This is a genomic window from Flavobacterium sp., assembly GCF_039930565.1.
Lineage (GTDB): Bacteria > Bacteroidota > Bacteroidia > Flavobacteriales > Flavobacteriaceae > Flavobacterium.
On the sequence record NZ_JBDTTP010000014.1, the window covers coordinates 37359 to 51634 of the forward strand.

Below are 14276 nucleotides of genomic sequence, written 5' to 3' on the forward strand. Positions count from 1 at the left end.
ATCCGTAATTGTATCAAATGACTGTCTCTCATCAGATTACTTTTCAAGATTATATTTCGATATTTAGATTATGCATTAAACATTTTATCATTTATTTTTTTAGTTATTTTTAGTTAAGCCTTAATTTTTATCATTCTGAACTCTTTTTTAATCATTTTAATCGAAATCAAATTGTCCTAAAACAAAAAAAGCGTCCCGGTATCAGGACGCTTTTTATATTTATGTTGAGTTTGAAACTACAATTTACACTTCAATTCCCTAAAATACATATCACATCCATAATCATCAGCCGGAAGAAATCCCGTTGAACGATCACTATATTGTCCTAAAGACAGGTTGCTATGTATGTTTTTTGTTTTCATTTCGGGAGCAAATGTAATTATTTTAAACAAAAACCTTATCAATTTGTGTTAAAATTGTTGGATCCTGTATTTCGTTATCTTTCGCCAAAAGCAAAACTTTAGACATTACCTCAGCCGATTTTGGGTCTTCATCTGCAAACGGAAGAAATAAACGTCCTCTGTGCTGCGAGTGAACAGGTAGGATCGACAAGTATTTTCCAGGCATTTGATGCACAACGGCACTTCCTAAATGAACGCTGTAATTCGCCAGTTCTCCTTTTATCAAAGCATGCTTTTCTTTGATTTCAACATTTTTAATTTTAAACAGGCGTAAAGTTTCCCTAAGCAATACCGCTCTCATTTCGATCGACGAATGACTCGCTTCAGGGTCTACGCCGCCTACATGGGCAACACTTACCACTAAATCAATGTCACGCATGACTTCTGAGAAAATACGCGGATTTATAGCTTCAAACGGAATGTTTTTATAATCCTTTAAAGAATGAAATTCAATAGTTTCCAAAGTCGGGCTTTCTACATCAGCCGGTGAAAACCAGTCTGCCAATGCGTACATTTTTACCTGATAACCTTCTTTATGGAAAACCTTCTGCAATCCTTCTTCATAATCTACTTTCCACCCTCTGTTTTTAAGCAAAGCCAAAGTCTGTTTCGGGTGTACCTGATGTCCGGCGTAGCGTCGTGAAATTGCTTTTTCGCTTAGTTCGTCTGCTGTCGGAATGTATAATTCCCTAAAAATCTGTTTAAACGGCTGCAGTAACTTAGTATCAAAACAGTACGATTGAAAATCAGTCCAAACGCCGTTTTTATGCAAATCAAAACAATGTGCAATCCTGAAAGTTTGTTTGTCATTCAAATATAAAACTTCGCCCAGGGCCGAAATCAAGTTTCCATCAACATAAAAACCGATTTGATTATCATTTGATATAAAAACCAATTTTTCCAGATGTTTCGAAATAATCGGATGTTCGAAAAGGTTCTGCATTTCTGCGAATAAAAATTCGTCTCCGCGAATCATACTTTCTTCGAGACCTTTTCTGGACCTTGTCAATTGCTCGCGCATTGTTTTTCTGTACTCTAATAATTCCAGAACGACTTTTTCTTTTTTAATTTTCGCCGGAATCGCTTTAACCTCTTTATTCGTTTTTAGATTTAAAACAGATACATCTGCTTTTCCTTCTTTAGAAATCACAAGGCTTATTCTTGAATCGTCAATTGTAACCTCCGTATCTTTCGATAATATATTCTGAACCTGTTTCGTTTCCATTGCCCAGGTCAAACGCACCGGGTCCGGATAACCTGCATTCCTGGCAAGATTTTCCAGAGCCACTCTTATCGCAAGTGCTTCGCTGGTTTGTTTCATCGAGCCAAACTCCCGGCTTTCTTTTTTAAACTGCTGTAAGTATTCGTAACGCGACAATATATCTTTTTCAGCATTCGTTTTGCTCAAAGGCACTAAACCGTAAACTCTTAGATAATCCTGATCTCTTTTGTCTTTTACTTTTGTGGTTACTTCCCTGATTTTTAAATCTCCCGTTATCGTACTCGCATACAATCTTGCCCTGCGGTGGCCGTTTCCATCTGTTACATATTTAGCTGCCTCGTAAAGCATTTCCCATTTTGCCTTTCCTAATTTTTTGTATGCTGATGTAAACCAGTCTTTGTCGACCGCACCGTGTTTAAAATCCTGAACATCGATAGCAGAAAATCTTGCCACTTCGCTTTCCAGTTCTGCATTTACATCGCCGTAAGCTGCAGTTTTGGTATGAGCATGCAGCCACCAGATTCCTTCGTCAAGTCCGTTCCAATCGAGATAATTGCTGATGAATTTCTGCCATTGCGGTGCATAAATTGCAGCCTGAATTAATCTTTCTTCTGAGATTTTTGCTTTTTTTATCGATTCATTAAAAAGTTCCTGCGTATCTGATACCAGCGGAAAACATCTTTTTAATAAATAGCTGAACAATTTTTGTTTCGTCAAATCGGTGTAACTCCACGAATAAATATAGCCTTTGTACAAACTTGCTTTGCCAAGAGCTGTCAGCAATTCGACCAGACGATTGATGCCGAAAATCTTCTGGAAACTTTGTACCAAATGCGTAACGGAAGTATTCGAATCGCCTCTTTTGACTTCGATATCCAAAAATGTCTCGCGAATTTTATCGATCATCCCTTCTAAAAAAGGAAACTTATTCAGTAATTCTTCACCCGCAATATGTCTGTGATGTTTTTTGTTTTCGCTTGTCAGGGTAGAAATCCTGTCACTTTCCAGAACACCTTCATAAAGTTCTCCTTCTGTAATTGTATTTTGCTCAAATGCGGCGCAGTACAAATAAATGGGCGGCTTGTTGTAGGCAATATTGCGCTGTAATCCCGTTAGCTGTCTCCATCTGTAGAGGTTCCAGACTTTTATATTTTGTTCCTGGGTTAAATCTCCTAAACTGATTTTATTCAGGTAAATATCAAAAAAGTGCTGATTCTGCCAGCCGTTTCCGTTGTCGGTATTGTAATAATATTCATCTTTACCGGCTTTATATTCAAATTCCAGAATCGATTTTGGCATATCGGCATACAACGTACTGCAGGCATCTATCAAGAAATCGATTTTTTCGTTAAATGAATATTTGAGCTGCAAGGCATTCAGAATATTCAAAATGGTATTGTCCCAATCATAGCCTCTTTTGTTTTGGTGAGGCAGTAATTCCTTATAATAAAAAACATGTTTCTCCAGAAAATCACGGAAAATCTTTCGGTCGCAGCTGCTTATAAGCGTTAGTAAAAACAAATCCCTTTCTGCTAAACCGGAATTCTCAAACCAGCCTGACCAGATTTCATATAACGGATAATTTTTAGCTGTGATTTCATCATTTTTTTCGTCTTTTAAATATTTGACCTGTCTAAAAGTATTTCCCAGTAACAGCGTCATTTTACTATTGTCATAATTCTCGACTTCGTATTCGTAATTGCTGTTTTCCTCATACAATTTATAAAGTTTCGCAATTTCATTTTTGATGTGCGACATTGGTTTAGAAAAACCATATTTTTCTGTTTTTACTGCTTTTGCATACAAAGAACCTACCTCAGGTTTTGGTAATTCATAAGGCGAAATCTCATTTGGCGTATAAAATCCGTATCCGTTTTCTGCGCTTAAAATATCTTTCTTTTTCTCTGGTTCTAATTGCTCCAGAAACTTAGTTTCTTTCTCTGTAATTTTGGGCCGTGCCCCATATTCTTTCACCCAATCATTTACTTTTTCGGTAAGTTTACTGCTTTTTTGTAATTGCAGCATTACATCCAAAACCGACATGCGCTGCTCCATATCGCCTTTTTCTAAAGTCTGATTGACAAAGGTTTCGATTTTAGAATCTTCCTGTTTAAGGATTATCGCAATCAGGTTTTTCTTTAAATTGGAATTTTTACGTTTAAATAATTCCTGAAAAATCTCTAATTCTGCTCCCGTAAGTTGTAATCTATTCAACACATTAATAGCTGAAGCCACCAAAGATTCTCCTCTGTCTTTTAAGATACGGAGTGCAAAATCTCTTTGAAAATCGGTTGGGATTTTGTCATCATTTCCGTTATTACTTTTCATTGAGTAATACGAATAACTGTAAAAATTGCCTAAGATTTCACGTGCCAGATGCTCTCTCAAAGTCAGGGACAAACTTTCGAATTTACTCAATACCAGTTCCAGTTGTTCGTTGTTATCGCCTATCAAATAAATGGCAGCTGCATAAAGCGAATCTCTTTCAAACTTTACCGTAAGCCAGGAAAATACTTTGCTTTCAAAAACTTTTTCTTTTTCTGTTATCGCTTCCGCTAAAGTATAGACCTTCTCAAAAAATTGCGGATAATCTGTATTTTCCACATAATATTTTGATTTCGAATTGGCGTTTAACAAAGCATTCAATCTGGGCATGGTAAAAGCCAAAACCTGAAGATTCTCATCGTTTAAAGCTTTAAAATACATTGGCATTTCGATATACGGATCTCCGGTTTCTCCGGCAAATTTCAATGCGAGGGATTTTTTCTCAACCGAGCCTTTCTCTAACAATTCGTGCAGATGCGGTACCGTTTTCCCAACATCAAAAACACCCTGAACCCAAAGCGCCATATAAACTTCGTTGTTGTTTTTGCTCTGAATCGCTTTTGCAATTGACTCCGGATTGGCAAAATAACCGGCTGCTAGCTGTAAAATATTCCGAACCGTGGTTTCTTTTTCAGCATCCCAACCCAAGCCTGTCCACGTATCTATTGCACGTACAACCGATGAAAAACGCGTTAATTTGTTTTCTAAAATTACGTTGATCATGTATTGCAATGCGCCAATACTGGTTTCGTCTAAAGCTTCCAGAACTGTTTGGCGCAGGCCTTCCTGTCTTTGTGCTGCCAGTAGTAGTTTCTCAACCAATTCCCAGCATTCTTTTTTCTCCGTATTTAAAAGTGCTTTGATAATATTTCGTGATACTTTTCCTCTTGGGTCTTTGTTGAAAATAATAGCCTCAAACAACTGAAAAAGCCCTTCCTTTTCCTGCTCCAAAGCCGAAGACCAAAGCATAAACTGATTTACCGGATTCTGCAATTCGGTATCGTAACGAATCTGATCTTCTATACTTAAATCATAATACGCACTATCCTGATAATTATAAATATTTGGACCACCAAGAAGCGAGCGCAAAAAATTGACCTGATTGACCAATAAAAAACGGGCGTTGTCTGGCGATCTAAAAGAACGCCTGGCATAACCATCCTGATACATTTTCTGCGGAAGGCGATTCCATGCCTCTTTTACATACACTGCACTTTCTGCACCAAAAAAGTAAACCAGCAGCTCGTAGTAATTTTTATCTTCCCACATGGCTGTTTTTACCCATTTCTCAAACTCCGTGCAATGTTTAGAACCCAGTGCAATGTACACTCCGGTATAACTGTCGTTAAGCTTGAGTAATTGAAGACCAAATTCAGCAACTTCTTTCTTCAGTTTACTTTTAGACAACAACTGCGAAACAAAACCACTATTGATAATTTCTTCTAATTCTTTTTTAAACTTCTTAATCGGGTTTTCTATTTTTTTACTTACGAGAATATCTTCGATCGTCATATATATTATTTTAGATTATAGAATTACACGTTTATCCAATTTTAGATTATAGATTGTAAATTATTTAAGCCTTGTGTTTTAATTGAAATTGACTTTTGGCATTGCAATTAATTTTTGCCATTGAAAAACTACCAATAACTTCCCGCCAAAAACGTCAGCCTGATAAACGTCAGCGGTTGATTTTCTTCGAGGTTGATTTCCTGATTTAGATTTTCCAGCTGATCATCGCCATAAAAGATCGCGTACATTCCGTCTTCAAACGCCTGAAGGGCCGTTTCCTGCGCTTTTGCCAAATCTACTTTGTTGTGGTTATAAATCGCACCAAAACCTACTTTTCCGGTATCGGTCAAAATAGGTAAATAATTTTCTTTGGGAAGATGGATTTTGTCTTCATCTTCAAACTCAAACGAAGAAGCATGAAACAATTGTACCTGATAATCAACCACCAGTTCAATAAGATTTTGGGTACTAATGGTAGGATTTCCTGTAGCGATCTGAATTTTTTTATCCTGAAGAAGGGGCTGCTTTTTCCCTAACTGCCTGACTGATATAGTAATATTCATTTGATTCTAATTATAATTTCCGGATAGGTAAAGTAATAAATTCAAATTAAACCTACATTAAAATGACATATTTTAACTGTTAAAAAATTATTTCAACCTACCTTCAATAAAATTAAAAATTGATTCCAAAAAAATACCCCGCCAATTGGTATTTGCGGGGTTTGGGTTTTTAAGGCTGTAATCCTTCTCGAATTTGATATGATTTGAGTGTTTTTTTTACCTCATCTGTCTTTTTTCGGGCAAGTTGATTTTGATAATGATTTTTTATTGAAGTGATTAAATCATCTGTCATTTCTACTCAAATAATCTTGTTCTTTTTTGATATAATATATAATTATGTTATTGTACAAACTACAATACAACACATCGGATTTTGATTTCTTGGAAAACTAAAAACCTCCCTTGTTTCTCCGGGATATAATCTACATTGTGCCGTTTCACGTTGCCAAGAACCTTGATATATCCATCTTCTTTCAATGGTAATTGTAGCGTCTCTATTCGAAACATTGTCTAAATAATACCATGCGTATTCTGCATTTCCCCGGTCTATAATTTTAACTTGATTATTGCATCCAGTATTATTACAAATAAATAGACTTAAATCATCATCAGCTTTTTGAATTCCCATCTCTAAAAAATCTCGTGGAGGTATAGAGAATTCCGTTTCTTCAATGTTAGTTTTATAATATTTACCTCTTAGTTTAGGGTTATTTAAATCAATTTTTTTCATAGTGCTTTTTTTTAGTTATATCTCGTCGCGTTTGTATAAAAGAATTGTTATGTTTATTTATTCTTCAAGGTTTTAAATATGCAAACTGGAATGATTTGTTATTCCAAAATATTAAAGATTTTTTTTTCTCTCCATTTATTTTGAAAGTAATGGGTTTAAATGGTATTTCGATAGCATCAATACCATAACTACCACTTACTTTTCCCAATAGTAATAACTCCTGCTCGGGTGCCAATTTAACCATGCCTAAAAATCTACTAGTGTAAGCACCTGTAACACCCAAATTTAATAATTTACTTATAGGGCATTTTAAGTGGAATTCAGGGTCTAAAAGCAAACTATGTAATGGACTAGGATTTATTGATGCATGATATCGAACTTTATCTACTTTAATGTTTAAAAGTAAATTTTCTCCTTCTTGTCTTGGAGTAATCGATATTTTTGATGTGGTTTCGGGAACATCTACATTTATATTGCTGGAGATGTTTTTATCGTAATTGGTATAGCAAAAAAAGATATTCCCTAAATCAATTGGTTTTAATTCCAAATTAGCTTTTAATTTTGCATCAACTCCTCCAGAATATTTTAGCGTAATTTCTGAAAGGTCAGAATTAAAATTAAAAGATGTAAGATTAATAGTTGCATTTCCACTTCCTGATATATTCCCTTTAAATCTCCCTAAAGCTAAAATACCTGTCGTTTCTCTCCAAATATTACATGCACCTACTTTTGCTTCATTTTCTACTTGACGAGCAATGCGGGCAGTTTCACGAGCGGTTTGCCACGCTATTCGTTCTGCTTCTACTCTTATTCTACATACTATTCGTGATGCGGCGCATGCGGGATCTTCCAGTTTTACTTTTTTGCAGAATGGACAAATTCCAACTTTTATCGTATGCATACAATCCCAATCACAGCTATCTCCATTAAAATTAGGATAATTAAAATCAGTTCTTACTTTTTGACAATCAATGTCTGCTTTTTCTACTTCTAATTTTTCATTAAATGTCGCCTCAGGAATAATGAAATTTTGTTTCAAAATTATTTGCTTAGATAAAGTCTCATTTAAAATATTTGAAATTTCTGATTTGCTAATATTTGTAACGGCTAAATGTTTTATATCAATAGGTTCAAAAATGCTTATCCACGTGCTATCATATTTTTCATTGAATGCATTAAATATCTTTGTCAATTCTGGATTAGTTTTCTGAGTAATAGCTGCAGTAGTTAATGTATCCATTATTGGTTTATCTTTCATTAATTGAATCATTACTGAAATGCCATCAGATTTTATACGAATGCAAGATTTCTTAATAAATCGAGTTGCTGTTAATGAGTCTGCTATAACCTCTATGTTAGGGTCTTTAAACATTTTTTTGAGGCTCACTTTATAAGTCTCGCCCCAGCCAGTATATATTACTGTTGGTTTCTTTAAAAAAGCCCCATTTAAATTTTCAATGTACTTTTTAAGAATTGGAGAAATTAATTTTGCTAAAGTTTCTTTTGGTAATTTTGGTTTTTTCGTAAATTTTATGCTCTCTACTTTTAACGAATTTAATGCACTTCTTAAATATAAGGAATCTGATTTAGTTGAAACAGCAGTCAAACCTTTTAAATAACCTTTGATTTCTATGCTTTCCTTTGGAATTTTTATTTTTGCATTTTCATTTAAAATTTTAATTTCTACATCATTTTTTGGAATAAGGATTGAAAAATCAGCTTCAATAAGAATACCTTGCTTGTCCAAATATACTTTTGGCTCAATATTTTGAATTATAATGTTTTCATCATCGATTGATTCCGCTTCATTTTTGATTTCTATAGGTAAATATTTTAGGATAATATCTTTATTAATATTTATTCCTACATGTGGTTCAAAGTCCGATATTTCTACAAGGTTTCTTTCAATAGATGCATATTGTTGATCAATTGTAGAAAGTGGAGGAAATTGATTATTTATAGCCGTTTTTAGAGGTTTGCAACTTGTAAATACAATTGCAGCTACAAATATCGAAAGGTATTTAGTGTATTTCATAAAAATTGATTTTGATGATTAGAAATTGTCCGTGTTGTTTTCAAAACTTATTTAGAAAGACCTACTTAGCAGTTTTTTTAATTCGAAGGTCGTTTGCAGTAATTAATTTTCTTCAATTCCTTTATCCAGACTTATTTTCTTAACTTTAGATAAGTTGTACGTTATCCCGAAAAAATGTCCGAATTTGAATTGGCTTTGTGTAGGTATAGTGCCAGAGTCACCCAGATTATAAGAACTGCCAACTTGATATCCATCTGCAATCCTGTCTACTTTTCCCATAGAAATACCTGCTGAAAAAATAATGCGTTCCTGCTTTCCTAATATGACTCCACCGCCTAGAAGTATTTGCAGCTTCTCGTTTTGAGTTATTACTGCCCCAAAATTAAGTGTTGGAACAATCCAGGAATTCATTCGGACATAAGTATTTATGGTAGAACCAAATGCCATATCATAATCTCCACTATTTTTTAGCATGATTATTTTGTTACCCTCAATTGCAGGATCGTCTCTTTTGTCATACTCAGAATCATAAAGCGAAGCAAAAAATATTCCGGCGCTAACATCTATTTTTAAACCGTTTTTTATCCAGATATTGTAAGGTGTTGGTGCGAAATCCAGATCTTCTTCTTTTGTTTCTTTATCAAAACGTCTTAATTTAAATTCTACAACATCAATATTTTTGCCTTGTATATCTAACGGCGGTGTATAAACATCCAAATTAATACTGTAGAATTTTTCAATAATTGAATCAATGCTTTTTTCGGCTTTCTCTCTTGTTTCAATTACACTATTTTTTACGGTTTCATATTGCAGATTATCATTAAACTGCTCTAAAGCATTTAATAATTCATAACTTTTTTGCAACTGTTCTTTTCCCTTATTTAGGAAATCTTTTCTTTGAACATAATCTTTTTCTTGAAGTGTGTGTTTTTGCTTTAAAATTCCGTAAAAATTCTTCACCTCATAACTTAAGCTGTCAATACTTTGACTTAATTCCTGATTTTTATCAATAATGCTTTTAATGAACATTTTATCTCTATCGGGAAAAGAAGACAATAGCTTGAATGTACTGTCTGCACTTATTTTTGCTTCTGTTTTTGTTTTTTCTTTAGCAGCACTTTGATCATTAAAAAAAGAAATGTCTTTGGTATCAATTTTATAATTATACTTAAAAGCATTCCCATTTATTAATTTGACAGAAATCATTTCTCTGGATTTTGCAGAAAGCCATTTACTACTATCCAAAGCTATAGTTAAAGAATCTGTATAAACTGTTATACTTTTTTTGTGCGGCTTACTCAGATCGACTGTTATAATCTTAGTGTCTACTTGGCTATAGCCAATAATTCCAAAAAATAAACAAAGGGTAATTAATTTTGTTTTCATGATTTCTAATGTTTTTAGTTATCTGTCAAATGTATTTACTGAACTACATACCAATCAATTACCCTTTTGGGTGATATTTAATTTTCTTACATTCTTATCTTTTTTTTGTAAGTTTATTAAATGTTAAAATTTATATCCAGTTTCGGCTTAATTTCAAATATCACCCAAAAGGGTAATTGCGCTTAATGAGCTTATTGCACAACTTTGTAAAAGAAAATGTAACACCATGAAAATAAGAGTAGCCATAGTAGAAGATGATAAAAATTACAATCAGGCCTTAAAAAACATCATCGATTTCCAACAGGATATGGAATGCATCGCTCAATTTTTTAATGGTAAAAATGCTCTGCAAAAATTGGAAGCCCTCGAACCAGACGTGGTTTTAATGGATATTCAGCTGCAGGATTTATCAGGTATTGATATTGTTTTTAAACTGACAGAATTAATGCCCGGTACAACTTTCGTAATGTGTACCAGTTTTGAAAATGACGAAAAAATCTTTTCAGCTTTGCGTGCAGGTGCGAGTGGTTATCTTGTAAAAGGAGATCCTTTGGACAAAATCATTCAGGCGATTCTGGAAGCACACAACGGAGGTGCGCCAATGAGTTTTGCGATTGCGAGACGTATTTTACAACATTTTCAGGAATCAAAAGTACAAGTACAAACCTTATCGTTACTGACTGTAACCGAAAAAGAAGTTCTCGAATTGCTAGCGCAGGGACTTCTATACAAAGAAATTGCCGATAAAAAAAATGTCACAATTGATACCATCAAAAAACACATTGGTAATATCTATAGAAAATTACAGGTAAGTAACAAAATTGAAGCAATTAATAAGTTTAACACTAAAAACTAGAAATTATGGAATTTGAAGAATTACAAAAACTTTACGAATTTTTATTTCCTGAATTAGAACCATTTATTGAACGAATTGGTTTAGAAGATCAAATAAAATATGACAATGAATTTGAACAACTACGTAAAAAAGTAACTATTAAAAAGAGAATTTTTATAGAGAAAAATAGTTTTACAAAATTAATTTTTCAGGCTTATGAACTTGGTGCTAAGTATTTAAAAATCCACTTAATTCAGGAATCACAGGATTTAGATTTAAATATTGGTGTCTCTTTTTCTATAAAAGATGAAATTGGAGATGGTACAATTAAAAATGACCTAGACTACTTTTGGATTATACGCAACGATTTGTTTTTGAAAGTCAATAAAGCTGACTTTCAAACGTATAAAATAGCTTTTAATAAAAACAAATTAACTGAAATTGATAATTATACAAAAAAAACGAATACACAATATATTAAATACGATATTGATGATGTATTGAGATATATAATTAAAAATTTATTATCTAATTGTTTTAACATAACCGGAATTATGATGAATCTAATCATTTTTAAAAATTATACTTATAATCCTGATATGAATGATCGAGTTGGTATCAGTGTTCATACAATAATAAATGAGGAATCAAATAAAAAAGACATAACCAGCATTGGTCACGACTTTGGAACCGTTTATCCTTAAAAGATGGAGGGATTACTACTTTTGTACCTCAGTTGTTTGACCATAACAACAAGTAAAGCCATAGTTTTGGGTTTTAAGTATTCACTTAAAGCCCAAAACTTTTTGGTGATTTATTTAGTTATTACACTAGGTTTAGAAATCTTTGGAATAACTAAAACGCATTTGAAGCAATTTGACTTTGCTGTTTATTTCAATGTTTATGCTATAATTTGTATTCTCTTTTTTGGAATTTATTTCTCCAGAATATATATTGGAATTTTTAAGCGAATTGGGATTTTCGCCTCTTTAATTCTTCTATTATATCTTTTATTTTTTGTTGATTTTCTAAGCCAACAATTTTTACCTCAATTAGGAATTTTAGTAGCGCTGTTCTATATTTTCAGTGCGATTTTATGGTTTTTCCAAAAATTAAAACTTCCTGTTCAGGGTAAAATTACAAATGATCCTAATTTCTGGATTTCGACCGCTTTACTTTTTTGGAGTACTTATATCATTTTTAGATTTACGCCCATGTATCTATTCGAAAAAGAAGATCAGTTTTTCTTAAGCATCCTAAGAAAAATAGGCTCGGTAGTAAATTTAATTATGTATGCTTTATTTTATTATGCTCTTATGAAATACGAAACAATAGCAAAAAATCTAAATAAATGAGCCAACTCCCACACGAAATAAAACTCACTTATATCATTGCCATTATTGTGATGCTTCTTTTTGTGTGTTTTATTATTATGGTAGTATTTGTTTACAATAAAAAACAATTGATCCAGCAGCAGGAGAACCAGATAAAAGAAAGTGAATTTAAAAATGAATTGCTGCAGAAAGAATTAGAACGTCAAAAAGCGATTCAGTTAGAAAGAGAAAGGATTTCACAGGATATGCATGATGATTTAGGCGCCGGAATTTCTGCCATAAAACTTCAGGCTGAGTTTTTAAAATACAAAATGCCAGACGAAAGTTATACAGAAGATCTGGAAGCCATTATAACGACTTCTGAAGATATGAATCTGGCCATGCGGGAAATTCTCTGGAGTTTGAATTCACAAAATGATACTATTGGCAATTTTATAGAATACACTAATTTATATGTCAAACGCTTTTTGGATAAAACCGCCATTCATTCACAATTGAGTTCGAACAGTATTAAAAAGGAAATCAATTTACCTGTAAAAGCAAGACGAAACCTTTTTTTAGTAGTTAAAGAAGCCGTTCATAACGTGTACAAACACAGTCAGGCGAATAACATTCTTATCGAATTTGAGCAAACCGATACTTTTTTTAAAATCACGATCACTGATGACGGTATCGGATTAGCAGATACTCTTCAAAAAGGAAATGGAATCACCAATATGTCTTTGCGGATGGAAGCTGTCAATGGAACTTTTGAGATTGTTCCTGCTCAAAAAGGATCACATTTGTTATTTGTATACCCATTCAGGCATTAAAAATTTAAAATTTTCCTTAAATCACTGAATCTGATTCTCTATTTTAAAAAACTCTTTCTTTTATTGGTATAATTCTTCCCGGATTTTAATCAGCGTTTGAATCGCTTTTTCTTCATTTGGCTTTTCGGGTAATGTTGAAGTTTGATACTGATTTTCGATTGAAGCGATTAAATCATCAGCCATTTCGAGTAAATCATCATATTCTTTGTTTCCGGATTTTATGTCTAATAATTCATCCCGATTGGAAACCCTGATATTTAATTTTCCTGTAGAAAGAATCTGCTCAGCTGTTTGCAAAAGCCGGATCGTGTGCATCATGTTTTTGCTGTCGTAATTTTTACCGTGTTGTTGATTGGTATCGTAGCGGTCTTTGTTGCGTTTGTCGATCCAACTCCAATATTCTGTGTATTCTTTACAGTATTTTGAATAACCATCCTGATTGCAGGATAAATAACCGATTAACTTTTCACTTTTTGGAATCGACGAAAGCGACACTTCATTGGAATTTTCTTTCTGAATAATGCCTTTGTAGCCTAAAATTTTATTTTCGTCATAAAACATCGCAAACATACCTTTTGAGTTGGGTAAATTAACCAGACCGCATTGTTCCTGCTTCATTTTATTCTCCATTAGAAACGCAGCTAAAGAAATAGTTTCATATCCTTTCAAAACATAACAAAAATCCAAAAGACTTTTCTTTTCCTTTGCCATCGGATTTACGATTTTCTTATTTAAACCTCTCGCCTTTTTGATTTGCGTAACGGCATAGCCGGCAAAAGAATCTTTGCACAATTTTGATAGAAAATCTTCTATTCTCAGATTTTCCATTAATGGATGTTTGTACAAAATACAATCTTCGGGAGTAGCAAGAATCTCCAGAATATTGGGATTATTTTTCAGCAGTAATTCTACAAAACGACCAATCTCATAATACACCTCATCGTTCGTCTCATTAGCAATCTGCGGAATATAATCTAACCCAAAGAACTTTTCTTTAGGCAGATAATAAACGCCTTTGATATCGGTGTCTGATGTTGGTGTATTTAACCCAAACGATTTACTGCCCGAAATTACTTCGAAAAGGATTAGATTTTGGGATTTTAGAGTTTGGATGGTCATAG

10 protein-coding genes are annotated in these 14276 nt (G+C 33.3%); 4 read left to right on the plus strand and 6 right to left on the minus strand.

The window, feature by feature from the left end; all coding sequences use genetic code 11:
* Window positions 1-384: 384 nt before the first annotated feature.
* The 5 genes from ABI657_RS05790 to ABI657_RS05810 all read right to left on the minus strand — a co-directional run bounded on the left by ABI657_RS05790 (window position 385) and on the right by ABI657_RS05810 (window position 10174).
* Window positions 385-5460 carry a DUF4132 domain-containing protein gene (locus tag ABI657_RS05790; RefSeq protein ID WP_348096295.1) on the minus strand — a complete coding sequence of 1692 codons (5076 nt, stop codon included), beginning with the start codon at window positions 5458-5460 and terminating at the stop codon, window positions 385-387.
* Between the two features lie 128 nt (window positions 5461-5588).
* A complete protein-coding gene (locus ABI657_RS05795) occupies window positions 5589-6023 on the minus strand; it encodes a hypothetical protein (RefSeq protein WP_348096296.1) in 435 nt (144 codons plus the stop codon).
* A 334-nt stretch (window positions 6024-6357) separates the two neighbouring features.
* Window positions 6358-6753, minus strand: coding sequence for a hypothetical protein (locus tag ABI657_RS05800; RefSeq protein WP_348096297.1), 396 nt, complete (start codon window positions 6751-6753; stop codon window positions 6358-6360).
* Between the two features lie 64 nt (window positions 6754-6817).
* Window positions 6818-8788 carry a hypothetical protein gene (locus ABI657_RS05805; RefSeq protein ID WP_348096298.1) on the minus strand — a complete coding sequence of 657 codons (1971 nt, stop codon included), beginning with the start codon at window positions 8786-8788 and terminating at the stop codon, window positions 6818-6820.
* A gap of 102 nt (window positions 8789-8890) precedes the next feature.
* Entirely contained in the window at window positions 8891-10174 is a 1284-nt protein-coding gene (locus ABI657_RS05810; RefSeq protein WP_348096299.1) for a hypothetical protein, read from the minus strand.
* Between the two features lie 226 nt (window positions 10175-10400).
* Between ABI657_RS05810 and ABI657_RS05815 the strand changes: the two genes are divergently transcribed.
* Genes ABI657_RS05815 through ABI657_RS05830 form a run of 4 tightly spaced genes read left to right on the plus strand, consistent with a single transcriptional unit; the run spans window position 10401 to window position 13155 of the window.
* Window positions 10401-11030, plus strand: a complete 630-nt coding sequence (locus tag ABI657_RS05815) for a response regulator transcription factor (RefSeq protein ID WP_348096300.1) — start codon at window positions 10401-10403, stop codon at window positions 11028-11030.
* A gap of 5 nt (window positions 11031-11035) precedes the next feature.
* Window positions 11036-11713, plus strand: coding sequence for a hypothetical protein (locus ABI657_RS05820; protein ID WP_348096301.1), 678 nt, complete (start codon window positions 11036-11038; stop codon window positions 11711-11713).
* Between the two features lie 3 nt (window positions 11714-11716).
* Window positions 11717-12364: a hypothetical protein gene (locus tag ABI657_RS05825; protein WP_348096302.1), complete on the plus strand. Its 648-nt coding sequence runs from the start codon at window positions 11717-11719 to the stop codon at window positions 12362-12364.
* The gene (locus ABI657_RS05830) at window positions 12361-13155 is read left to right on the plus strand and encodes a histidine kinase (protein WP_348096303.1); all 795 of its coding nucleotides are present in this window, start codon (window positions 12361-12363) and stop codon (window positions 13153-13155) included. The genes ABI657_RS05825 and ABI657_RS05830 overlap by 4 nt, the downstream gene beginning before the upstream one ends.
* A 60-nt stretch (window positions 13156-13215) precedes the next feature.
* On the opposite strand, the gene ABI657_RS05835 is transcribed toward ABI657_RS05830, so the two are convergent.
* On the minus strand, window positions 13216-14274 hold the full coding sequence (locus ABI657_RS05835; RefSeq protein ID WP_348096304.1) for a nucleotidyltransferase domain-containing protein: 1059 nt from the start codon (window positions 14272-14274) through the stop codon (window positions 13216-13218).
* Window positions 14275-14276 lie beyond the last annotated feature (2 nt).